The organism is Pseudomonas sp. NPDC008258, from assembly GCF_042956345.1.
Lineage (GTDB): Bacteria > Pseudomonadota > Gammaproteobacteria > Pseudomonadales > Pseudomonadaceae > Aquipseudomonas.
Map to the genome: position 1 here is coordinate 59,620 of NZ_JBIBGE010000016.1, position 23,230 is coordinate 82,849.

17 protein-coding genes are annotated in these 23,230 nt (G+C 61.2%); 12 read left to right on the forward strand and 5 right to left on the reverse strand.

Annotated features, from left to right (window positions below; all coding sequences use genetic code 11):
- Positions 1-563: 563 nt before the first annotated feature.
- Entirely contained in the window at positions 564-1,334 is a 771-nt protein-coding gene (locus tag ACFY9W_RS14990) for an SDR family oxidoreductase (RefSeq protein ID WP_391131508.1), read from the reverse strand.
- A 74-nt stretch (positions 1,335-1,408) separates the two neighbouring features.
- Complete coding sequence (locus ACFY9W_RS14995) at positions 1,409-2,242, reverse strand: transporter substrate-binding domain-containing protein (RefSeq protein ID WP_391131510.1); 834 nt, start codon at positions 2,240-2,242, stop codon at positions 1,409-1,411.
- A 325-nt stretch (positions 2,243-2,567) separates the two neighbouring features.
- Between ACFY9W_RS14995 and ACFY9W_RS15000 the strand changes: the two genes are divergently transcribed.
- From ACFY9W_RS15000 to leuS, 4 genes are all read left to right on the forward strand, one after another.
- Entirely contained in the window at positions 2,568-3,092 is a 525-nt protein-coding gene (locus ACFY9W_RS15000; RefSeq protein WP_391131512.1) for a heme-degrading domain-containing protein, read from the forward strand.
- 93 nt (positions 3,093-3,185) lie between these two features.
- Entirely contained in the window at positions 3,186-4,586 is a 1,401-nt protein-coding gene (gabP, locus tag ACFY9W_RS15005) for a GABA permease (RefSeq protein ID WP_391131514.1), read from the forward strand.
- Between the two features lie 32 nt (positions 4,587-4,618).
- Positions 4,619-6,985 carry a phosphoenolpyruvate synthase gene (gene ppsA / locus ACFY9W_RS15010; protein ID WP_391131516.1) on the forward strand — a complete coding sequence of 789 codons (2,367 nt, stop codon included), beginning with the start codon at positions 4,619-4,621 and terminating at the stop codon, positions 6,983-6,985.
- Between the two features lie 1,106 nt (positions 6,986-8,091).
- Positions 8,092-10,686 (forward strand): leucine--tRNA ligase, encoded by a 2,595-nt coding sequence (gene leuS / locus ACFY9W_RS15015; protein WP_391131519.1) that lies wholly within the window; start codon positions 8,092-8,094, stop codon positions 10,684-10,686.
- A gap of 69 nt (positions 10,687-10,755) precedes the next feature.
- On the opposite strand, the gene ACFY9W_RS15020 is transcribed toward leuS, so the two are convergent.
- The 3 genes from ACFY9W_RS15020 to ACFY9W_RS15030 form a co-directional block, all read right to left on the reverse strand.
- Positions 10,756-12,060 carry an aminotransferase class III-fold pyridoxal phosphate-dependent enzyme gene (locus ACFY9W_RS15020; RefSeq protein WP_391131521.1) on the reverse strand — a complete coding sequence of 435 codons (1,305 nt, stop codon included), beginning with the start codon at positions 12,058-12,060 and terminating at the stop codon, positions 10,756-10,758.
- A gap of 213 nt (positions 12,061-12,273) precedes the next feature.
- Positions 12,274-13,770 (reverse strand): CoA-acylating methylmalonate-semialdehyde dehydrogenase, encoded by a 1,497-nt coding sequence (locus tag ACFY9W_RS15025; RefSeq protein WP_391131523.1) that lies wholly within the window; start codon positions 13,768-13,770, stop codon positions 12,274-12,276.
- Positions 13,771-13,846: 76 nt separating this feature from the next.
- Positions 13,847-15,193 (reverse strand): aminotransferase class III-fold pyridoxal phosphate-dependent enzyme, encoded by a 1,347-nt coding sequence (locus ACFY9W_RS15030; protein WP_391131525.1) that lies wholly within the window; start codon positions 15,191-15,193, stop codon positions 13,847-13,849.
- A gap of 101 nt (positions 15,194-15,294) precedes the next feature.
- Between ACFY9W_RS15030 and ACFY9W_RS15035 the strand changes: the two genes are divergently transcribed.
- The 8 genes from ACFY9W_RS15035 (at position 15,295) to ACFY9W_RS15070 (ending at position 23,224) form a co-directional block, all read left to right on the forward strand.
- Positions 15,295-16,215 (forward strand): LysR substrate-binding domain-containing protein, encoded by a 921-nt coding sequence (locus ACFY9W_RS15035; RefSeq protein WP_391131527.1) that lies wholly within the window; start codon positions 15,295-15,297, stop codon positions 16,213-16,215.
- A gap of 218 nt (positions 16,216-16,433) precedes the next feature.
- Entirely contained in the window at positions 16,434-17,270 is an 837-nt protein-coding gene (locus ACFY9W_RS15040; protein WP_391131529.1) for a transporter substrate-binding domain-containing protein, read from the forward strand.
- 53 nt (positions 17,271-17,323) lie between these two features.
- Entirely contained in the window at positions 17,324-18,145 is an 822-nt protein-coding gene (locus ACFY9W_RS15045; protein ID WP_391131532.1) for an ATP-binding cassette domain-containing protein, read from the forward strand.
- A gap of 10 nt (positions 18,146-18,155) precedes the next feature.
- On the forward strand, positions 18,156-18,827 hold the full coding sequence (locus tag ACFY9W_RS15050; RefSeq protein WP_391131534.1) for an ABC transporter permease subunit: 672 nt from the start codon (positions 18,156-18,158) through the stop codon (positions 18,825-18,827).
- 10 nt (positions 18,828-18,837) lie between these two features.
- The gene (locus tag ACFY9W_RS15055; protein ID WP_391131536.1) at positions 18,838-19,503 is read left to right on the forward strand and encodes an ABC transporter permease subunit; all 666 of its coding nucleotides are present in this window, start codon (positions 18,838-18,840) and stop codon (positions 19,501-19,503) included.
- Between the two features lie 28 nt (positions 19,504-19,531).
- Positions 19,532-20,407 (forward strand): 4-hydroxy-tetrahydrodipicolinate synthase, encoded by an 876-nt coding sequence (dapA, locus tag ACFY9W_RS15060; RefSeq protein WP_279839681.1) that lies wholly within the window; start codon positions 19,532-19,534, stop codon positions 20,405-20,407.
- Positions 20,408-20,465: 58 nt separating this feature from the next.
- Positions 20,466-21,746 (forward strand): FAD-dependent oxidoreductase, encoded by a 1,281-nt coding sequence (locus ACFY9W_RS15065; RefSeq protein ID WP_391131539.1) that lies wholly within the window; start codon positions 20,466-20,468, stop codon positions 21,744-21,746.
- Positions 21,743-23,224, forward strand: coding sequence for an aldehyde dehydrogenase family protein (locus tag ACFY9W_RS15070; protein ID WP_391131541.1), 1,482 nt, complete (start codon positions 21,743-21,745; stop codon positions 23,222-23,224). The genes ACFY9W_RS15065 and ACFY9W_RS15070 overlap by 4 nt, the downstream gene beginning before the upstream one ends.
- The last annotated feature ends 6 nt before the right edge of the window (positions 23,225-23,230 follow it).

Consider the following 23,230-nt stretch of genomic DNA (forward strand, 5'->3'; position numbering starts at 1 on the left):
CAGTAACGCCTGTGCCAGGTGCGCGCGACCGCCTTGTTTGCACGTCGCGATATCGAGCCATGCGCCAACGTGTTCGTGCGCTAATCCCGCTGGGATTGTTGGCCCGGAACAAATGCAGGAGATCACCCTGCTTTTTGGGCTGGGCTGTCGCGCAGAGAACTGTTGCTGGCAAGGGCGCCGCATTTCCTGTGGCGGGATTACCCGCAGCTGTTCTTGTGGAAGCCGCGCTTGCCGGCGATGGGTGGCGAGGCGGCCCCGCGATTTCTAGGTTGATGCATAAATTGCCGGGGCCGCTTCGCGTCCCATCGCCGGCAAGCGCGGCTCCCACAGGGTCTCCTGCTATATCACTGAGTTATGCGCAGTTTTGTGAGAGCGAGCGCCAGCTCGCGATGCGCCATGCGGGCGGGGCTCGGTCTAACAGGCGCTGAAGATGCTGTGGCGAGCACCTGATCTCCCACAAGGTCCGCGACACGCCTACAAGCTCTGCTCTCTGCCCGACAGCGCAGCCTGAAGGACTGGATGCAAGGCCACGTTTCAACGCGAGCGCTGCCTAAGCTGAAGCCTCAACGAATATAACTACCGCCATTCACATCCAGCGTGGCCCCGTTCAGCGATGCTTGTGATGGCCGCAGCGTGAAGGCAACCAACTCTGCCACTTCTGCCGGGCTCGCCATGCGCCCAACGGGAATATCGCTCACCGCCGCAGCCTCACCATGCTGAGCAACAAACTGCTCCGCCATGTCGGTGCGCACCCAGCCCGGCGCGATGGCCACTGCCACCACCCCGCAACCACCCATGCTCCGTGCAATCGACTTGGTCAGATTGATCAACGCAGCCTTGCTGGTGCCGTAAGGCAGGGCATCCGCAGCGTAGCCGCGCTGGGCGGCGCGGCTGGCCATGTTGATGATCCGCCCGCCACCATTCGCGCTGTAGTGCTGCACAGCTTCACGGCTCAGATCAGCAGCAGCAAAGAAGTTAACCTGGAACTCACGACGCCACGCCGCGCGCCACTCTGCCGAGCTGGCATCCAGCGCAATTTCAGTGCGGATGCCGGCGTTGTTCACCAGGCCGTGGATACGGCCACCGCTCAACTCAAGCGCTGCGTGCCAAAGTTGTTCCGGCCCGGCCTCATCACTCAGGTCGCCCTGCACGATCCAGCCATTACCGCCGATGCGCTCAAGCAATGCGCGGGCACCCTGCTCGTCCCGGCTGTAATGAATGATCGGGCGCGCGCCCTCAGCCGCCAACTGTTCCACGATCGCGGCACCAATACCACCAGAAGCACCAGTCACCAGTACGGTTTGTCCTGCCAGGGGGCGTGTCGGGTCATACATCAGTTATCACCTTCTTGGTTCAAGAACGGGAAATGCTGCCCGCTTCAAAAGCCCGGGCAGCATGCCAGGGAATGCTAGTTGGCCGCGTTGGCCTGATTTGAAGCCTTGTCGACCAGTTGCTGGATATCGCCGGTGTCGCGCCGTTGGCGCAGGTAGATGTTCAGCACTTCCAGGTCAGCAGGCGAAATGTCGCGCCGCACACCAAACGATACGCCCTGCTTGGCCAAAGCCGGCTTGGGCAGAATCTCACGCGCCCAGGTGGGGTTGGCCAGGGCGAACAAGTGGTTGGTGTCGCTGGCATCAACCAGTACGTCGGCGCGCTTGGACATGACGGCAAGGCGGGCTTCATCCATGCCTGGCAAGCGCATGATCTTGCCGTTATGGATCACCGAAGAAATGGCTTTGTCCTGGGCGGTGCCCGACATCACGGCGAAGGTCACTTCGGGCTTGTCCAGGGCCGCGATGTCCTCTTTCACATCAGCGACCTTGGGGTTGTCCTTGTTCACCAGCAGCGACACCTGGTAATCGGTAGCGGGCACGGTGAAGGCTACCGCCAGGGCACGCTCTGGGGTCTGGTTCAACGCCATGGCCAGGTCCCACTTGCTGCTTTGCAAACCGGCTACCAGGTTGTCCCAGTTGGTGTCCACGAACGACACCTTGACCTTCAGCACCTTCTCCCCGAAATCGCGGCACAGGTCGACAAAGTAGCCGCTGTACTCACCCGTCTTGGCGTCGCGCATCACATAGGGCGCGGCCACCGCCGCACCGCAGCGCAACTCGCCTGCCTTTTGAATACCCTGCCAAACGGACGTGTCTGCAGCCTGGGCAGCGGAGTGGGCCTGCAGTGCACCACACAGGCTTGCGCCAACGAACAGACCTTTCAGATACGAAGGGACCGGAAGAACCATTTCACACCTCACTGATATTCATTGTTTTTTGGCAGGAAGGTACGGCACTTTCTGCATGCGATTTTGTGTGCATGACTGCATTCACAATAAAAACTATGATAGAGGCTGTCAACAGCTTTGCTCTGTAGCGATTTATCCTCCAGGGAAGGCTGTTGTGAACAGAAATACCAAACGCTAGAGCATTCAATACGCTGCCTGATAATTGGTGAGCATTTTTAAAACATAGCGTGAGAATAAATGGATTTAACTCAACAATGCTTTCACCCCAAGCTTTTGTGCTCTGTAGGGTCCGCGCGAGCGGCAGACCGCTGAATGGAGGATGACCATGAGCCTGAACGATGAACTGGCGCTTTTGATTCACCAGGAAGAAACCCTCCAGTTTCCGCGTTTCAACGAGGAAACGGCTTGGCAACTGGGCAGTCTTCTGTACCAGCAGGCGGAGGCCAATTCGTGGCCGCTAGTGATTGATGTAAGGCGCTTCGACCGCCCCCTGTTTTTCGCCGCAAGGCCCGGCATCACCCCGGACAACCTCGCGTGGGTGGCGCGCAAGAACAACACCGTTCAGCGCTTCCTGCGCAGTTCCTATCGCATCCGCTACCAGCTGGCCCTGGAAGGCCTGGACATCAGCCAGCGCTATTTCCTTGCACCGGCCGACTACGCAAGCGTCGGCGGCGGCTTCCCGATCATCGTCCGCGGCACAGGCGTGATCGGCTCGGTAACGGTTTCTGGCCTGCCTGATCGGCAGGATCACCAAATCATCGTCGACGCGCTCTGCGAGCTGCTCGGCCATGCCCCAGACACCTTGGCACTGTCACCGCAGTGCCCGTTCCAGAAGGCAAGCCTGCGCTAGCGCCCTGCCCCACCGCACGGCAGCACGCAGTGCGGTGGGGCCTTGCCTGTTGTACGGATTAGAACGCTCCAAGAACAACTAATGAGTCTATCCATGTCAAATACATCACTCGCTCCCGGCTTGAAGCAGCGCCATGTCACCATGCTTTCGATTGCCGGCGTCATCGGTGCAGGCCTGTTCGTCTTCTCAGGGCATGCCATTGCCAAGGCCGGCCCGGCCGTTATCCTGGCCTACATCTTTACTGGCGCGCTTGTGGTGCTGGTCATGCGCATGCTGGGCGAAATGGCGGTTGCGTCACCGGATACAGGTTCGTTCTCTACCTATGCCGACCGGGCCATCGGCCCTTGGGCCGGCTTCAGCATCGGCTGGCTGTATTGGTGGTTCTGGGTACTGGCCATTCCATTGGAAGCCATTGCTGCAGCTAACATCGTCCATGCGTGGGTGCCGGCTATCGACACCTGGATCACTGCCATGGCCGTGATCGTGCTGCTGACGTGCTCCAACCTGTTCAGTGTCGCCCGCTACGGTGAGTTCGAGTTCTGGTTTGGCCTGATCAAGATTGTCGCCATCATCTCCTTCATTGCGCTATGCGCAGCTGCACTGATGGGCTTGCTGCCCAATCGTGAAGTCAGCGGCATCGGGCAACTGATGGCCCAGCACGGCGGCTTCGCACCGAACGGATTATCAGCGGTCATCGGCGCCATGCTCACGACCATGTTCAGCTTCATCGGCGCCGAAGTGGTGACCATCGCAGCAGCAGAGTCGAAGAACCCCGCTCGCCAGATCACCCGCGCCACCAACTCGGTGGTATGGCGTATCTGCGTGTTCTACCTGTTGTCGATCCTGATGATTCTGTGCGTCGTACCTTGGGACGACCCACGCCTGCCAGAAGTCGGCTCGTTCCAGCGCGCGCTGGAGATAATGAACATTCCCAACGCCAACCTGCTGATCGACATCGTCGTACTGCTGGCGGTCGCCAGCTGCATGAACTCGCAGGTATACACCGCCTCTCGCATGCTCTACTCGCTGGCCAAACGCGGTGATGCACCACGGTTGTACAAGTACACCACCAAGGCGAATGTGCCGCTTGCGGCGGTAGCCGGTTCTACGGTGATCGGTATAGCGGCAACCTTCATCAACTACTTCGCGCCGGAAAACGTGTTCAAGTTCCTGCTTTCTACCTCCGGTGCTGTCGCCCTGCTGGTCTACCTGGTCATTGCCATCTCGCAGCTGTGCCTGCGCAAGAAGCTGATGGCCGCAGGCAGCACGCCGGCGTTTCGCATGTGGCTGTTCCCGTGGCTGACCTGGGCAGTGATCCTGTTCATCAGTGGGGCACTGATCGGCATGTTCTTCATCCCGGCCTATCGCTCGGAGATCACCGCCACCGGGCTGCTGGCCGTGATGATCATCTGCCTTGGCCTGCTCCACCAGAGAAGGACGCATGCCACAGGCGCCCAGCATCACGAACAACGTGCCGCGCTGCCTGAGCGATGAGCATGTCTGCAACGTCTACCGGAGATTCAAACGTGGTTGAGTATGTAGTGTCCCTCGATAAGCTCGGCGTCCATGATGTGGAGCATGTGGGGGGCAAGAACGCATCCCTGGGCGAGATGATCAGTAACCTCGCAGGTGCCGGGGTGTCCGTGCCGGGCGGCTTTGCCACCACGGCGCAGGCGTACCGTGACTTCCTCGAGCAGAGTGGCCTGAACGACAAGATTCACGCCGCGCTCGACGCGCTGGACGTGGATGACATCAACGCCCTGACCAAGACCGGCGCGCAGATCCGCCAGTGGGTCATGGAAGCCGAATTCCCGGCGCGTCTGGATTCGGAAATCCGAACCGCCTTCGCCGCGATGGCTGCCGGCAACGACAACATGGCCGTGGCCGTGCGCTCCTCGGCCACCGCCGAAGACCTGCCGGACGCCTCGTTCGCCGGCCAGCAGGAAACCTTCCTCAACATCCGTGGCGTCGACAACGTGATCCGCGCGGCCAAGGAGGTGTTCGCCTCGCTGTTCAACGACCGCGCCATCGCCTACCGCGTGCACCAGGGCTTCGACCACAAGCTGGTCGCCCTGTCTGCCGGTGTGCAGCGCATGGTCCGCTCCGAAACCGGCACCGCCGGCGTCATGTTCACCCTCGACACCGAGTCGGGCTTCCGCGACGTGGTGTTCATCACCGGCGCCTACGGCCTGGGCGAAACCGTGGTGCAGGGTGCGGTCAACCCTGACGAATTCTACGTGCACAAGAACACCCTGCAGGCCGGCCGCCCGGCCATCCTGCGCCGCAACCTGGGCAGCAAGGCCATCAAGATGGTCTACGGCGACGAAGCCAAGGCCGGCCGTTCGGTCAAGACCGTGGAAGTCGACCGTGCCGAGCGCGCGCGCTTCTGCCTGAGCGATGCCGAGGTCAGCGAACTGGCCAAGCAGGCCATGATCATCGAGCAGCATTACCAGCGCCCGATGGACATCGAGTGGGCCAAAGATGGCGACGACGGCAAGCTGTACATCGTCCAGGCCCGCCCTGAAACGGTGAAAAGCCGCTCCAGCGCCAATGTCATGGAACGCTACCTGCTGAAGGAAAAGGGCACCGTGCTGGTCGAAGGCCGTGCCATCGGCCAGCGCATCGGCGCCGGCAAGGTCCGCGTGATCAACGATGTGTCGGAAATGGACAAGGTCCAGCCAGGTGACGTACTGGTCTCCGACATGACCGACCCGGACTGGGAGCCGGTGATGAAGCGCGCCAGCGCCATCGTCACCAACCGCGGCGGGCGTACCTGCCACGCCGCGATCATCGCCCGTGAGCTGGGGATTCCGGCCGTGGTCGGTTGCGGCAACGCCACCCAGGTGCTCAAGGACGGCCAGGGCGTGACGGTTTCCTGTGCCGAAGGCGACACTGGCTTCATCTTCGAAGGTGAGCTGGGCTTCGACATCAAGCAGAACTCGGTCGATGCCATGCCCGAACTGCCGTTCAAGATCATGATGAACGTCGGCAACCCGGACCGCGCCTTCGACTTCGCCCAGCTGCCCAACGCCGGTGTCGGCCTTGCGCGCCTGGAGTTCATCATCAACCGCATGATCGGCGTGCACCCCAAGGCGCTGCTGAACTACGCCGGCCTGCCACCGGAGCTGAAAGAGAGCGTCGACAAGCGCATCGCCGGCTACAACGACCCGGTCGGCTTCTACGTCGAGAAACTGGTCGAAGGTATCAGCACCCTGGCGGCGGCCTTCTACCCGAAAAAGGTCATCGTGCGCCTGTCGGACTTCAAGTCCAACGAGTACGCCAACCTGATCGGCGGCAAGCTGTACGAGCCGGAAGAAGAAAACCCGATGCTGGGCTTCCGCGGGGCTTCGCGCTACATCAGCGAATCGTTCCGTGACTGCTTCGAACTCGAATGCCGTGCGCTGAAGCGCGTGCGCAACGAGATGGGCCTGACCAACGTCGAGATCATGGTGCCGTTCGTGCGCACCCTGGGCGAAGCCAGCCAGGTCGTCGACCTGCTGGCTGAAAACGGCCTGGCCCGCGGCGACAACGGCCTGCGCGTGATCATGATGTGCGAGCTGCCGTCCAACGCCATTCTGGCCGAAGAGTTCCTGGAGTACTTCGACGGCTTCTCGATCGGTTCCAACGACCTGACCCAGCTGACCCTGGGCCTGGACCGTGACTCGGGTATCATTGCCCACCTGTTCGACGAGCGTAACCCTGCGGTGAAAAAGCTGCTGGCCAACGCCATTGCCGCGTGCAACAAGGCCGGCAAGTACATCGGCATTTGCGGCCAGGGCCCGTCGGACCACCCGGACCTGGCCAAGTGGCTGATGGAGCGAGGCATCGACAGTGTTTCGTTGAACCCGGATTCGGTGATCGAGACGTGGCTGTTCCTGGCTGAAGACCAGTAAGCCTTCAAAGCCCCTCCCCCTGATCCAACGCCTCGATTGAGCACTGGCTGTGGGAGCGGGCTTGCCCTAATGCCAGTCAGTTAAGCCATTCGGGGCCGCTTTGCGGCCACGCGCCGCCCCGCCAGCCCCCACCGGGTCGGCGCACCGCTTGAGATCGGCGCGGCCCCTGTGGGAGCTGGCTTGCCGGCGATGGGCTGCACAGCAGCCCCAATGTGCCTTATAGACTTAACTGACTGGCATTAGGGTTTGCCCGCGAAGCATGACAGGGAACTGCGGCGCCCCGAACTATGTTCTCTACGCGACTGCGCAGCCCAAAGGGCTGGCGGATCTCCTATGTACTTTACTGACCAGCACGCCCACATAACACGCAGGCGGAAGCCACCTTCGTGATCAGTCGAACTGATAAGCCTCCACACTCGACATCGTCCATATCTCTAAAAAAGCAACTTACAGCAAACACTTTGTAAATTAACTCGACATATCACAAGGGCTTTTCCTACATATTACTTCAAACTTTCCTACAGCCACATCGACACAATTAAACACACCAACAACTCTCCTTACAAAAATTAATACTAGTCTTTACACAACTCCGAGACCACACCGCTGCCCGTGCGGCCAAGATGAGATAACTCAATAATTCTCACCCTCCGAGCTACTATTCATAGATCACTACATTATTCTGAAAGAAACGCTTGACATGGAAGTTTGGTCTTGGCCATATTCGGCCTCACTGACCAACTGACCGCTCAACTCTCTCGACGGTGACCAGCATCTGAAAATCAGGTCAGTTCTTCACGTTCAGCCTATATAGATGCCTGTGCAAGGACGGTCGAAACTGGTAATCCCTCCTGGCAGCTCGCACAAAACTCCGGGTTGACCGACTTGAGCCTCAGGCATGTCGAGCGCAGCCGCATGGTTGACCAGAGCGGGCACGAGTTCATGCACATGTGCGCGTGTTCCTATCTCGGGCTGGAGATCGACCCACGCTTGGCCAGATGCGCGGCGAACTAAATAGTCTTCAGCCGGCCAAGTATCGTCCAACAAAAAACGCATGAGTCGGGCGATTGATTTCCACTTGGCACAAGTAACATCGAGGAGCGCCTATGCGACAGCAGTATGATCCTGCCTGGGTTGAAAGCACAGCCCAGGCCAAATGGCTTCGCGCGGAAGTCTTCAAGGCTACAGAAGACGAAAGTCGGCCAAAGTTCTATGCCTGCTCCATGCTGCCCTACCCGTCGGGGAAATTGCACATGGGCCATGTGCGCAACTATACGATCAACGACATGTTGGCGCGCCACTTGCGGATGAAGGGCTACAACGTCCTGATGCCGATGGGGTGGGATGCTTTCGGCCTGCCGGCGGAAAATGCCGCCATGCAATCGGGCGTGCCTCCAGCCGAATGGACACGGTTGAACATTGCCGACATGAAGTCGCAGATGCAACCGCTCGGGCTGGCGTTTGACTGGTCACGGGAAATCGCCACCTGCGATCCGCAATACTACAAGTGGAACCAGTGGTTATTCCTGAAACTGCTGGAAAAGGGCGTGGCCTACAAGAAAACCCAGATCGTCAACTGGGACCCCATCGACCAGACCGTGCTCGCCAATGAGCAGGTGGTAGATGGACGGGGTTGGCGATCCGGAGCGCTGGTGGAGAAGCGCGAGATTCCTGGCTACTACCTGCGCATCACGCAGTATCGCGAAGAGCTGCTGTCGGGCATCGATACCCTGGAAGGCTGGCCGGACATGGTTCGCAGCATGCAGCGCAACTGGATTGGCAAGGTCAGCGGCGTGCGCCTGGCCTTCCGCCACGCGATCGAAGATGCCAGCGGGCAGTTGATAGACGCGGGCAAGCTGTGGGTATTCACCACGCGCGTCGATACACTGATGGGTGTGACATTCTGCGCTGTTTCCCCAGATCATCCTCTGGCAAAACGAGCCATTGAGCTCGAGCCTGGGCTCGAACAACAGGTGCAGGCGTGCCGGCAGTCGGCACAGGCCAGCCCTGACGCCGGGGCACAGGCGAAGCTCGGCATCCCCAGCGGCTTGCACGTCGAGCACCCACTGACAGGCGCACCGGTCGCCGTCTGGATCACCAATTATGTGCTCGGTGAATATGGTGAAGGCGCTTTGATGGGGGTGCCGGCCCACGATGAGCGTGATTTCGACTTTGCCCGTCAGTACGGCGTGCCGGTGCGCCCCGTCATCGCTTTCGAAGGGGCGGCCTATGACCCTGCCACATGGTCGGATCGCTACGCCAGTCGGGAAGGTCGCCTGATCAATTCAGGCGCCTACGATGGCCTTACGGTGGACCAGGCGTCTCTGGCGATCGTCGATGCCTTGGCTGAGCGCGAATGCGGCGAGCAAGCCACCACTTGGCGCTTGCGTGACTGGGGCATATCCCGGCAGCGCTACTGGGGAACACCTATTCCTATCATCCATTGCGAACACTGTGGCGATGTGCCGGTGCCTTATGCGGACCTGCCGGTGGTATTGCCGACCGACTGCATTCCCGATGGCAGTGGCAACCCGCTGCAGCAGCATGATGCGTTCCGCCACGTCGCATGTCCGCGTTGTGCCGCGCCCGCGCTTCGGGAAACGGACACCATGGATACCTTCGTCGATTCAAGCTGGTACTTCATGCGCTACTGCGACCCGGACTGCCATAGCTCGATGGTCGGGCCTGGCAGTCGCTACTGGATGCCCATCGACCAGTACATCGGCGGCATCGAGCATGCGGTGCTGCACCTGCTCTACGCCAGGTTCTGGACCAAGGCGATGCGCGACGAGGGACTGGTGGACTTCAGTGAGCCGTTCAAGAACCTGTTCACCCAAGGCATGCTGCTGCGAGAGAGTTACTACCGCAAGGCCGAAGACGGCAGCCGGCGTTGGTTCTACCCCTCAGAGGTAATGGTTCACTACGATGAGAAAGGCCGCCCGGTCAGCGCCACTGCGGTGGAGGATGGCTTGCCCGTGTGCCTGGGCGGGGTGGAGAAGATGTCCAAGTCGAAGAACAACGTGGTCGAGCCCAAAGACATCATCAACCGGTTCGGCGCCGACACTGCACGCCTGTTCACCATCTTCGCAGGGTCTCCGGACCAGAGCACGATCTGGAGCGATAGCGGTGTCGAAGGGGCTTATCGCTTTCTGCGCCGTCTCTGGAAGTTTGCCGTTGAAGAGCAAGCCCGCTGGGAAGAAGGTGCCGATCTGGTGACGGATGCCGCGCAAGCCAGCCGTGTGCGCTTCGAGACCCATGGCCTGCTGCAGCAGATCAATACCGACTATGAGCGCCTGCAGTACAACACCGTCGTCTCGGGCGCCATGAAGATGCTCAAGGTGCTCGAGGGAGCCCGCGGCGCTGGCCGCCAGGTATGCCGGGACACCATGTCCATTCTCCTGCAGGTGCTGCATCCGGTGACGCCGCATATTACCCAGGCACTCTGGGAAGCACTGGCGTTGCCTGGCGCGATCTACGACAGTGCCTGGCCGACACCGGACAGCGAAGCCCTGAAACAGGATGAAGTGAGGATGATGGTGCAGGTGAACGGCAAACTGCGCGGGGAGATTTTCGTAAAGGCCGACGCCGACCATGACACGATCCGCAGCCAAGCGCTCTGCGATGGGGCATTGAGCAAGTATATGGAAGGTGCGGGGAGAATGATCGTGGTACCTAACCGCTTGGTGAACTTCATCGTCTGAACTTACGGGCTGCCCCTGAAAGCCAGAAGCCGGCATTACTGGAGAATGCCGGCTTTTTCGTTGTGCGTATTAACCCAGCACCGAGCCGATCACTTCATCCAGAATGGCAACGCCCTCTTCGATCTCTTGCGCATTGACAACGCAAGGTGGCACCACGTGAATGCGGTTTTCGACCACGAATGGCAGCAAGCCACGTTCCAGCAACTTGCCTTTGATCGCCAGCATCTTGTCGGCAGCCAGCGGGGCACGGCTTTGTTTGTCGCTGACCAGCTCCAGCGCCCAGAACACGCCGGCACCACGGACTTCACCGATTAAAGCGTGACGCTGCTGCAGCTCGCGCAGGCGCGGGCCCAGCACCTCGGTGCCGATGTGCAGTGCGTTCTCGACAACCTGCTCCTTGCGCATGGCGTCGATCGCGGCAACGATCGAAGCCATGGCCAGTGGGTGCCCGGAATAGGTCAGGCCGCCCGGGAAGAAGTGGGTATCGAAGTATGTCGAAATCTTCTCGGAGATCACTACGCCGCCTACTGGCACATAGCCTGAGTTGACGCCCTTGGCGAAAGTGATGAGGTCTGGCACGACACCATAGTGCTCCAGGGCGAACCATTTGCCGGTCCGGCCGAAGCCCGACATTACCTCGTCGAGAATCAGCATGATGCCGAACTCGGTTGCCAGTTCGCGCACGCCCTGCATGTAGGCGGCAGACGGCATCAGGATACCGGCAGTGCCAGGCAGGCTTTCGAGCAGAATGGCAGCGATCGAACTGGAACCTTCGGCTTCGATGACGCGGCGCAAATGCCGCAGTGCACGTTCGGTCTCCTCAGCCTCGTTCTGCGCGCTGAACTCGCTGCGGTACAGATACGGGGTGAAAAAATGCACGTGGCCACGAGCGTACTCGTTCGGCACGCGACGAGGATCGCCAGTAGCGACGATCGCGGAGCCGGTATTGCCATGATACGACCGGTAGGCGGACAGCACTTTGTCACGCCCGGTGAACAGCCGCGCCATGCGCATGGCGTTTTCATTGGCATCAGCGCCGCCGTTGGTGAAGAACACCTTTTTGAAGCCCTTCGGCGCTTGCTCAATGATGCGCTTGGCCGCTTCGCCTCGCGCCAGGTTGGCAGTGGCCGGAGCCACGGTCATCAACGTGGAGGCCTGTTCCTGGACCGCTTTGATGACTGCCGGGTGCTGATGACCCAGGTTGGTATTGACCAGCTGGCTGGAGAAGTCCAGATAGCGCTTGCCGTCGTGGTCCCATACCGTGCACCCCTCCCCGCCTGCGATCACCAGGGGGTTGAGTAAACCTTGCGTCGACCACGAGTGGAACACATAGTCGCGGTCCAGACCTTTAACGTATTCATTGGTGATTGCCATGATGCACAGCGACCTCTAATTGATCAGCCTGACAAAGAAAAGCCGCCAGCGTGGTGGCGGCGAGGTCTCCAGCCAAGGCTTTTGACAAAGGGTGAGAATGAATCCCGGCCTTTACCGGGGGCCCGTAGCAGCTCTACGGGGGGTTGAGCAACAGCGCCATCGGCTTTCTCCGTCAGAACAACCAATGGCGCTGCCACTCGAACACGTCATGCCTTAGCTGTTGCTAGGGAAAGCGAATTGCGCAGCCTCATGGCTGGTGCGTTTCGGCCAGCGCTGGGTGATCGCCTTCTTGCGGGTGTAGAAGCGCACACCGTCAGGGCCGTAGGCGTGCAGGTCGCCGAACAGCGAACGCTTCCAGCCGCCGAAGCTGTGGTAGCTCACCGGCACCGGCAGCGGTACGTTGACCCCCACCATGCCAACCTCGATCTCGTCGCAGAACAGGCGCGCGGACTCACCGTCGCGGGTGAAAATGCAGGTGCCGTTGCCGTACTCGTGGTCGTTGATCAGCTGGATCGCCGCTTCCAGGCTGTTCACACGCACCACGCACAGTACGGGGCCGAAGATCTCTTCTTTATAAATGCGCATTTCCGGGGTAACACGGTCAAACAGCGTACCGCCCACGAAGTAGCCGTCTTCGTTGCCCGCCACTTTGAAACCACGGCCATCGACCACCACCTTGGCACCGGCAGCAACGCCGTCATCGATGTAACCCAGCACCTTGTCACGCGCAGCCGCGGTAACCAGCGGGCCCATGTCCAGGCCGCAGGTGGTACCAGCACCGATTTTCAGCGCCTTGATCTGGGGTTCGAGCTTGGCGATCAGGGCGTCTGCCACCTGGTCACCTACACACACGGCCACGGAGATCGCCATGCAGCGCTCGCCGCACGAACCGTAGGCGGCGCCCATCAGCGCGCTGACGGCGTTGTCCAGCTCGGCGTCCGGCATCAGCACCGCGTGGTTCTTGGCGCCGCCCAAGGCTTGCACGCGCTTGCCGCGCTTGGTGCCTTCGGCGTAGATGTATTCGGCGATCGGGGTCGAACCGACGAAGCTCAGGGCCTTCACTTCAGGCGCCTCGATCAGGGCGTCCACCGCTTCCTTGTCACCGTGCACCACGTTCAGCACGCCTTTTGGCAGGCCGGCTTCGTGCAGCAGTTCGGCGATCAGCAGCGTCGAGCTTGGGTCGCGCTCGGACGGTTTGAGGATAAAGCAGTTACCGCAGGCAATGGCCAGTGGGTACATCCACAGTGGCACCATGGCCGGGAAGTTGAACGGGGTGATACCGGCGACCACGCCGATGGGCTGCAGGTCGCTCCAGGCATCGATGTTCGGGCCCACGTTGCGGCTGTATTCGCCCTTGAGGATTTCGGGGGCGGCACTGGCGAACTCGACGTTTTCGATACCGCGCTTGAGTTCACCGATGGCATCTTCGATGGTTTTGCCGTGCTCTTCGCTGATCAGCTGGGCAATACGCTGCTCGTTCGCCTCCAGCAGTTGCTTGAAGCGGAACATCACCTGGGCGCGCTTGGCCGGCGGGGTGTTGCGCCAGGCCGGGAAGGCGGCCTGGGCCGACTCGATGGCCTTTTGCACGGTGGCGCGGCTCGCCAGGCCCAATTTGTGGATAGCCTGGCCAGTGGACGGGTTGAACACATCCGTGGTGCGGGCGTCGTCCGCGATGTGCTCACCATGGATCAAGTGCTTGATAGTTGCCATCTTCTTTCCTCGAGCTTGGTGCCAAGCTGTCTGTTTGTTGTATTAAGGAAGCGCCCGTCGCGCGGGCACATGCTGATCAGTCGATACCGTGCAAGGCTTCGCCCACGGCATCGAACAGGCGATCCAGTTCCTGGGGTTGGGTGTTGAACGTTGGGCCGAACTGCAAGGTGTCACCACCAAAGCGCACGTAGAAACCTGCTTTCCACAACGCCATGCCCGCCTCGAACGGGCGAACCAGCGCGTCGCCATCGCGCGGCGCAATCTGCAACGCACCGGCCAGGCCGCAGTTGCGGATGTCGACGATGTGCCGGCTGCCCTTCAGGCCATGAATGGCCTGCTCGAAATGCGGGGCCAGTTCTGCCGACTGCTGGACCAGGTTGTCCTTTTCCAGCAGGTCCAGGGTGGCCAGGGCCGCTGCGCAGGCCACCGGGTGGGCCGAATAGGTGTAACCGTGGGCGAACTCGACCGCGTATTCGGGCGACGCCTGGTACATGAAGGTGTTGTAGATCTCGCTGGAGGCAACCACGGCGCCCATCGGGATGGCACCGTTGGTGACCTGCTTGGCGATGTTCATCACGTCTGGGGTAACGCCGAAGTACTCGGCACCGGTCATGCTGCCCAGGCGCCCGAACGCCGTGATCACCTCATCGAAGATCAGCAGGATGTTGTGCTGGTCGCAGATCTCGCGCAGGCGCTGAAGGTAGCCTTGCGGCGGCACGATGACACCCGCCGAGCCAGACATCGGTTCGACGATGACTGCCGCGATGTTGGAGGCGTCATGCAGCTCGATCAGCTTCAGCAATTCATTGGCCAAGGCCACGCCACCCGTCTCGGCGGCCCCCTTGGTGAACGCCAGGCCTGGCTGCAAGGTGTGCGGCAGGTGGTCTACCTCTATCAAGGGGCCGAACATCTTGCGGTTGCCGCCAATACCACCCAGCGAGGTGCCAGCAACGTTTACGCCGTGATAGCCACGGGCACGACCAATCAGCCTGGTTTTTTGTGGCTGACCTTTAAGGCGCCAGTACGCACGGGCCATCTTGATAGCGGTATCGGCACTTTCCGACCCCGACCCCGTAAAGAACACGTGGTTGAGATTACCTGGCACCAAACCGGCAATCTTTTCAGCCAGCTGGAACGACAGGGGGTGGCCATACTGAAACGCTGGCGAGTAATCCAGGGACACCAGTTGCCTGGCGACAGCGTCGGCAATTTCCTGCCGGGAATGGCCCGCGCCGCAGGTCCACAAACCCGAGAGGCTATCGAACACCTCGCGGCCATGCTCATCGATCAGGTGATTACCTTTGGCACCCACGATGAAGCGTGGGTCTTTCCTGAAATTCCGGTTCGAGGAAAACGGCATCCAGTGCGATTCGAGCTGCAGGCCACTGGCCAGGGAGAGAGGTGTCTGCAGGGCCTGGTTCATGACGGTAATCCTGAGCGTGGAGTGATGCGCCTAGCTTGTGCTGGAAAGTCATGTGCGATAAATCTATATTTTCTTGCACTCAGTTACTGGATAACTCACGCATGACCAAGAAGACGCCCCTGCATCAGGTAAGTGATTTTGATCTCAGGCTGCTACGGGTTTTCAAAACCGTCGCCGAATGCGGCAGTTTCTCGGGCGCCGAAAGTGCGCTGGGCATCACCCGCTCCGCCATCAGCCTGCACATGGGCGACCTGGAAAAGCGCCTGGGGATGCGCTTGTGCCAGCGGGGCCGCGCAGGTTTTGCCCTTACCGACGAAGGCCGTGAGGTGCTGCGCGCCAGTGAAACCGTGCTGGTGGCCATCGAGGGTTTTCGCAGCGAAGTGAACCAGATGCACCAACAGTTGCGGGGCGACCTCAACGTCGCAATCGTCAACAACCTGGTCACCCAGCCGAAGATGCGCATCACCCATGCGCTGAAGGCCGTGCGCGCCGAGGGCAGCGGCGTGCGCATCAACCTCAGCATGAGTACCCCCGGTGAAATCGAGCGCGGCCTGCTGGATGGCCACCTGCACGTTGGCGCAGTGCCGCTGATTTCGCCGCTGTCCGGCCTGGACTACAGCCTGCTCTACGAGGAACGTTCAAACCTGTATTGCAGCCACGAGCACCCGCTGTTCGCCCATGCCGCCAGTGTCACCGATGAACAACTGGCCCAGGCCGATGCCGTCGTGCCGACCTACCGGATGACCGCCGAGGCAATCGGGCTGCACCAACTGCTCAACTTCGCGGCTTCGGCGACTGACCGCGAGGGGATCGCATTTCTTATCCTCACCGGCAGCTACATCGGTTTCCTGCCCGATCATTACGCTGCCACCTGGGTGGAGAAAGGCATCATGGCAGCGCTTGACCCCAACCGCCTGCACTTCGATGCCAAGCTCGCCATCGCCACCCGCAAAGGGCGCCGCCCGAACATGATCCTTGAGCGTTTTCTCAACGAATTGCAGTTGACCGGCAGCCCCGCCTAGCTTCGCCCCCTCCTCCCCCACAGCGCGCTCCCCCAATCACTTTTGCAGGTGATCGGGAGCGCTTTGCGTCAAAAAATTCTTTCAAGCGTGTTGACAGCTTGCGCAGAGTCGCAATAGCCTGAATGCATCGCTGCACACATTGCAGCACTCAAATAAAACACAGCGATTCGTTTGCTTGCTCTTCTGCCTACAAAAACAAATTACCGGAGAGATTCAACATGGCACGGTCCCTTTCACGCAAAGTCAGCGCTGGCGTTGCATGCCTTACCGCAGCCCTGGCGTTGCTGTCGCAACCTGCGGCGCACGCCGACAGCCACACCTGGCAAAGCGTCCAGAAAGCCGGGGTACTGCGTTGCGGCGCAGCTGTCGCAGCCCCCTATGTGATGCGCGACCCGGCCTCCGGGCAGTACAGCGGCTATTTCGTCGACCTGTGCCGGGACTTCGCCGAGAACGTGCTCAAGGTCAAAGCGCAATTCGTCGACACCAGCTGGGACAACCAGGTGGCCGGCCTGCAAAGCGGCAAGTGGGACATGGCCATGGCGCTGAACATGACGCCCGAGCGTGCCCAAGCCGTGGCCTTCTCGACCCCGGCCACCGACTACCAGGTGTCGTTGCTGATCAACGAGAAGAACCCCAAGTTCAGCGGTGCCGGTAACGCCATCACTGATTTCGACAAACCAGGCGTCACCATTGCGGTCATCTCCGGTACCGCCGCCGACAAGGCCGTCAGCGCCGCCATCAAGAACGCCACGCTGATGCGCCTGCCCGGCTCCGACGAAACCCGCATGGCGCTGATGTCCCGCCGCGCCGACGTGCTCGCCGACGCCAACGACACCAACCACCTGTTCGCCATGGCCAACAGCTGGGTCAAGGAAGTGCTCCCTGTCCCTGCCATGGCCAAGCAAGGGGTGTCCTTCGCCCTCGCCCATGACACCCCTGCTGCCGACCTTGCCCAGCTCGATGCCTACCTGACCCAGCGTCGCGAGTCGGGTGAGATCGACAAACTGGTCGACAAGGCCTCGGCCGAAATCATCGCGGGCGGCAAAGCCCAGTAACTCCAGCGGACACACAGCGGGCCCGGCACAGGGCCCCTCCGGAGACGACTGTAATGACCACTCCTCATTTGGTGGCTTCCCAGCCACAGGCTTCGCTCACCCCGAATTCCGACATGAACGGCGATTTCATCCAGCTGCGCAGCGTGCGCAAGGCCTACAGCGAGCAGCTGGTGGTGATGGACCAGATGAACCTGGACATGCGCGCCAATGATCGCCTGGTCATCATCGGCCCGTCCGGTAGCGGCAAAAGTTCGTTGCTGCGCGTTTTGATGGGGCTGGAAGGCATCCAGGGCGGCAGCATCCAGTTCCAGGGCAAACCTTACATCGACGGTGCGCGCAAGCAGGGCAAACCGCTGGATGAGGTGCTGCACAAGCAAATCGGCATGGTGTTCCAGCACTACACCCTGTTCCCGCACCTGTCAGTGCTGGGCAACCTGATCCTGGCGCCGGTCAAGGTCCATGGCCTGAGCAAGGCCGAGGCCACCGAAAAAGCCCGCGCCTATCTCGCCCGCCTGGGGCTGGAAAGCAAACTGCACGCCTACCCCAGCCAGCTTTCCGGCGGCCAGAAGCAGCGCGTGGCCATCGCCCGTGCACTGATGCTGGAACCGCGCCTGATGCTGTTCGATGAAGTGACCTCGGCGCTGGACCCGGAAATGGTCATCGAAGTGCAGAACGTGATGATGCAGCTGGCCGAACAGAAGATGGCGATGATCATCGTCACCCACGACATGCACTTCGCCCGCCATATCGCCACCCGCGTGGTGTTCTGCGCCAACGGCAAGGTCGTCGAGCAAGGCCACCCCGAACAGATCTTCACCCAACCCAGGGAAGCCCGCACCCGCGAGTTCCTGGAAAAGGTCGTGCATTTCGAGTGAGGGCACTGCCATGAACTACCAATTCGACTTCCATTTCCTCAGCGGCACCCTGCCGGCGCTGCTTGACGGGCTCAAGGTAACGCTGGAACTGGCGCTGGTCTCGAACCTGATCGGTGTCGTCTGCGGCTTCCTGCTGTGCTTGCTGACACTGAGCCGCTGGTTCTTCATTCGCTGGCCCGCACAGCTGTTCATCGAGTTCTTCCGCTGCACCCCGGCGCTGTTGCAGATCGTCTGGTTCTTCTATTGCGTGCCGATGCTGTTCGACGTGTTCATCGACCCCATTGCCATGGGCTTCCTGGCGCTGGGCCTGAACCTGACCGCGTTCAATGCCGAGGCGTACCGCGCTGGTGTTCAGGCAGTGCCGCGCGAGCACCTGGACGCCTCGATTGCCCTGGGCTTGAAGAGCTGGCAACGCACCCTGTACGTGATTTTGCCGCAATCGCTGCGCAGCGCGCTGCCGGTGCTGATCACCAACGGTATCGGCACCCTGCAGCAAAGCGCACTGGTGGCCATCGTCGCGGTCGCCGACCTGATGTACGTGGGCAAGAGCCTGGCCACCGAGGCTTATCGCCCCCTGGAAACCTACACCCTGATCGCCCTCATCTACTTCGCCATGTCGCTGCCGATCGCGCAGCTGGTGCAGTGGTTCGAGCGCCGCCAGGAACTGGCCGGACAGCGCTGAGGAAACCACCATGCCACTCGATTTTTCGGTTGTGCTGGGCTACTGGCCCGTACTGCTCAAGGGCCTGGCCCTGACCTTAGCGTTCACCGGCGTGTGCGCCCTGCTCGGCAGCCTGCTTGGGTTTGCGGTCAGCCTGCTGCGCCAGGTAAAGCTCAAACTGGTGCGCCTGCCGCTGACCCTCTATGTGGAATTCTTCCGCGGCACGCCGTTGCTGATCCAGCTGTTCTGGGTGTTCTTCTGCTTCCCGGTGGTATTCGGCCTGGACATCCCGCCGTACGTGTCGGTGCTGATCGCCTTGACGCTGTACATGGGTGCAATCACCAGCGAGACCTTCCGTGGCGCACTCAAGTCGATCGCCAGTGAACAGCATGACGCCTGCACCGCGCTGGGCCTGACGTCGAAGGTGAAGGTGCTCTACGTGATCTTCCCGCAGGCCCTGCTGCGCTCGGTGCCGCCGCTGTTGTCGAACATCGTCAGCCTGTTCAAGGAGAGCGCATTGATCTCTTCGGTGGGCGTTGCGGACCTGATGTTCGTCGGCCAGAACATTTCCAACAGCACTGCCCGCCCGGTCGAGTTCCTTTCGGCGGTAGCGGTCATCTATTTCCTCGTGGCCTTCCCGCTGACCCGCATGGTCGGCGTGGTCGAAGGGCGCTTGCTGCGCCGCTACGCCTACTAAACCTCCCTTGATAACCTGGAGAACCACCATGAAACTGAATGGCATCCTGCCCGCTCTGGTCACCCCGTTCGACGCCGCTGGCAAAGTCGACCACGACACCCTGGCGTCGATCCTCGAGCACCAACTCAAGGCCGGTGTCAGCGGCTTCGTGCCACTGGGCTCGACCGGTGAATACTACGCACTGGCCAATGAAGAACGCCGCCAGATCCTGGCCACCGTCAAGGAAGTGGTCGGTGACCGCGGCACCCTGATCGCCGGCGCCAACGGTTCCTGCACCCGCGAAGTGCTGGAGCAGATCAAGCAAACCGTCGATGCCGGTTACACCAACCTGCTGATCGCCCCTCCATACTACGCGCTGCCGTCCCAGGAAGAGCTGCTGGCGCACTACAACACCATTCTCGAGACCTTCCCCGAGATCAATGTGGTGCTCTACAACTACCCGATCCGTACCAACGTCGAAGTTGGCCTGGACGTGATTGCCGCACTGCACGAGCACCCGCGTGTGATCGGTATCAAAGAGAGCAGCGGCAACCTGTTGCGCGCCATCGAAATCGGTGAAAAATACAAAGGCATCCAGCTGTCCTGCGGTTCCGACGACCAGGCGCTGGACTTCTACCTGTGGGGCGCCGACAGCTGGATCTGCGGCCCGGCCAACATCTTCCCGGAGAAGGTCGTGGCCTTCCACAAAGCCTTCACCAGTGGTGACATCCGTGGCGCCCAGCAAGTCATGCGCAGCCTGTTCCCGGCCATGGCCAACCTGGAAAGCGGCAAGTTCGTGCAGAAGGTCAAGTACGGCGCCGAGCTGGCTGGCTTCAAGGTCGGCAACGCCCGCGCACCGCTGCTGCCACTCACCGATGAAGAAAAAGCCGAGTTCCGTAAAGTGTTCGAAGCTTCGCAGCAGTAAGGCAACACGGGGCCGCCCGGCGGCCCCTTCGCAATCTCTCTGGATACGAGACAAACCCATGAACACCCCACAATCGTCATCGCAGAACGCCGTAGTCATCGGCGGCGGTATCGTCGGTGTATGCTGCGCGCTGTACCTGCAGCGCGAAGGCCACAAGGTCACGCTCATCGACCCCGCCGCACCGGGCGACAGTACCGCCAAGTGGAGTTGCGGTCAGATGGCGGTCAGTGAAGTCATTCCACTGTCCAAGCCGGGCATTCTGATGAAGATCCCGGGCTGGCTGCTGGACCAGAAAGGCCCACTGGCACTGCGCCCCAGCGCCCTGCCTGGCATTCTGCCCTGGTTCCTGCGTTTTCTGGCCTGCGCACGTTCGTCGAAGATCCATGAGATCGCCGAGGACATGGCACGCCTCACCCAACACGTCTACACCGACTACGCCCCGCTGCTGGATGCCTGCCCGGACAAAACCCTGTTGGGCGACCGCCCTATCCTTGAAGTGTTCGACTCGCCAGCCGGCCTGGCCCACGAGCGCCCGCACCTGGAGCTGCGCAGGCAGCTGGGCTTCAAGTCCGAAGAACTCGACGGCGCCGCCATTGGCGACCTGGAGCCGGCACTGGCCGGTAAATTCCAGCATGGGCTGATGTTCCCTGACTGGCGCGCCGTCAGCGATACCGAAGGCTTCATTGCCGCACTGACCGAAAGCTTCATCGCCCAAGGTGGCGTGCGCCTGCGTCAGAAGGCCGTGAAGATCGACGAAAACCACGACCGTGCAAGCGGCGTGACCCTGGCCGACGGCACCCGCCTGCCAGCCGACCACGTGGTCGTGGCGGCCGGAACCGGGGCTCGCCCGTTCTTCGACAGCCTTGGGGTGAACATCCCGCTGGCCGGCATTGCGGGCTATCAGGCCGTGCTGCCCACGCCTGATGTAGAAATCCGCCACTCGGTGATCTACGCCGATGGCGGCTTCTGCTTCGCCCCGATGACCCGCGGCCTGCAAATCGGCGGCACCATCGAGTTCGCCGCCCCTGGCGCCGAACCCAACTTCAAGCGCGCCGAAATCATCATGGAAAAGGCCCGCCGCGTGCTGCCACAACTCAATACCCAAGGCATGGAGTTCGGCGTCGGCTATCGGCCGTTCCTGCCAGACACCAAACCGGTCATCGACCGCTCGCCCCGCCTGAGCAACGTGATCATGGCCTTCGGCCACGGCCAGCTCGGCCTGACCCTGGGCGCCACCACCGGCCGCCTGGTCGCCGACCTGGCGGCAAACCGTACACCGGCACAAAACCTGTCCGCTTTCAGCGCTCGTCGCTTCGCCCTTATTGGAGTTACTGCATGAACCGCTACGACCAGTTCTACATCAATGGCCAATGGGTCAGCCCTGTTTTGGGCGGCAGCTTCGATTCGTATGACCCAAGCGACGAAAGCCTGATCACTCGCGTGGCCTCGGGTAGCGAAGAAGACATCGATATCGCGGTGAAGGCTGCCCGCGCCGCCTTCGACGAGGGCCCGTGGCCGCGCCTGAGCGGTGCCGAGCGTGGCGAGTACCTGCGCAAGATCGCCGACGGCATCCGTGCCCGCCAGGAGGAATTGGCCGAACTGGAAGTGCGCGACAACGGCAAGCCGTTCCCGGAAGCCATGTGGGATATCGGCGACACGGCCGGCTGCTTCGACTTCTACGCCAACCTGGCCGAAGAGCTGGACCGCAACCGCGAAAAGCCTGTGGCCCTGTCCGACGACCGTTTCAGCTCGCTCGCCCGTAAAGAGCCCATCGGCGTCGCCGGCGCCATCGTGCCGTGGAACTTCCCGATGCTGATGGCTTCGTGGAAGATCGCCCCGGCCCTGGCCGCAGGTTGCAGCATCATCCTCAAGCCCGCCGAGCAAACCTCGCTGACCGCCCTGGAGCTGGCCCGCATCGCCGATGAAGCCGGCCTGCCTGCTGGTGTGCTGAACATCGTCACCGGCCCAGGCTCCAAGGTGGGTGCCGCCCTCACCGCCCACCCAGGCGTGGACAAGCTGGCCTTCACCGGCAGCGTGCCGGTCGGCAGCCGCATCATGCAAGCCGCGGCCCAGGACATCAAGAATGTCACCCTGGAACTGGGCGGCAAGTCGCCGTTCGTGATCTTCGCCGACAGCGACATTGAAAAAGCCGTCGAGTGGATCATGTTCGGCATCTTCTGGAACAAGGGCGAAGTCTGCTCGGCCACTTCCCGCGTGCTGGTCGAGCGTTCGGCCTATGAGCCGCTGCTCAAGCGCCTGGCCGAGGAAACCCGCAAGATCAAGATCGGCAACGGCATGGAAGAAGGCGTGCTGCTCGGCCCGCTGGTCAACCGCAGCCAATACGAAGGTACACTGAAAGCCATCTCGCGCGGCCTGGAAGAAGGTGCGCGCCTGGTCTGCGGCGGCGAGCGCCCGGCGCATCTGGACAAGGGCTTCTATCTGCAACCGACCGTGTTCGCCGATGTGCCGGAAGACAGCTGGATCTGGAACGAAGAGATCTTCGCCCCAGTAGTGTGCATCCGCCCGTTCGACACCGAAGAAGAAGCGGTCAAGTCGGCCAACAACTCGCGCTTCGGCCTGGGTGCCGCAGTCATGTCCAGGGACATCGAACGCTGCGAACGTGTCGCACGTAAGTTCCGCGCCGGCATTGTCTGGATCAACTGCTCGCAACCGACCTTCACCGAAGCACCGTGGGGCGGCTACAAAACCAGCGGCATCGGCCGCGAGCTGGGCGAATGGGGCCTGAACAACTACCTGGAAACCAAGCAGATCACCCGCTACGACAGCGAACAGCCTTGGGGCTGGTACATCAAGTGAGGTAAC

Coding starts and splice junctions, on each gene's coding strand:
- gabP (WP_391131514.1), top strand. CDS start 3,186: ATGTCAAATACATCACTCGCTCCCGGCTTGAAGCAGCGCCATGTCACC.
- ACFY9W_RS15035 (WP_391131527.1), top strand. CDS start 15,295: ATGACCAAGAAGACGCCCCTGCATCAGGTAAGTGATTTTGATCTCAGG.
- ACFY9W_RS15070 (WP_391131541.1), top strand. CDS start 21,743: ATGAACCGCTACGACCAGTTCTACATCAATGGCCAATGGGTCAGCCCT.
- ACFY9W_RS15000 (WP_391131512.1), top strand. CDS start 2,568: ATGAGCCTGAACGATGAACTGGCGCTTTTGATTCACCAGGAAGAAACC.
- leuS (WP_391131519.1), top strand. CDS start 8,092: ATGCGACAGCAGTATGATCCTGCCTGGGTTGAAAGCACAGCCCAGGCC.
- ACFY9W_RS15025 (WP_391131523.1), bottom strand. CDS start 13,770: ATGGCAACTATCAAGCACTTGATCCATGGTGAGCACATCGCGGACGAC.
- ACFY9W_RS15050 (WP_391131534.1), top strand. CDS start 18,156: ATGAACTACCAATTCGACTTCCATTTCCTCAGCGGCACCCTGCCGGCG.
- ACFY9W_RS14990 (WP_391131508.1), bottom strand. CDS start 1,334: ATGTATGACCCGACACGCCCCCTGGCAGGACAAACCGTACTGGTGACT.
- ACFY9W_RS15020 (WP_391131521.1), bottom strand. CDS start 12,060: ATGGCAATCACCAATGAATACGTTAAAGGTCTGGACCGCGACTATGTG.
- ACFY9W_RS15040 (WP_391131529.1), top strand. CDS start 16,434: ATGGCACGGTCCCTTTCACGCAAAGTCAGCGCTGGCGTTGCATGCCTT.
- ACFY9W_RS15055 (WP_391131536.1), top strand. CDS start 18,838: ATGCCACTCGATTTTTCGGTTGTGCTGGGCTACTGGCCCGTACTGCTC.
- ACFY9W_RS15045 (WP_391131532.1), top strand. CDS start 17,324: ATGACCACTCCTCATTTGGTGGCTTCCCAGCCACAGGCTTCGCTCACC.
- dapA (WP_279839681.1), top strand. CDS start 19,532: ATGAAACTGAATGGCATCCTGCCCGCTCTGGTCACCCCGTTCGACGCC.
- ACFY9W_RS15030 (WP_391131525.1), bottom strand. CDS start 15,193: ATGAACCAGGCCCTGCAGACACCTCTCTCCCTGGCCAGTGGCCTGCAG.
- ACFY9W_RS14995 (WP_391131510.1), bottom strand. CDS start 2,242: ATGGTTCTTCCGGTCCCTTCGTATCTGAAAGGTCTGTTCGTTGGCGCA.
- ACFY9W_RS15065 (WP_391131539.1), top strand. CDS start 20,466: ATGAACACCCCACAATCGTCATCGCAGAACGCCGTAGTCATCGGCGGC.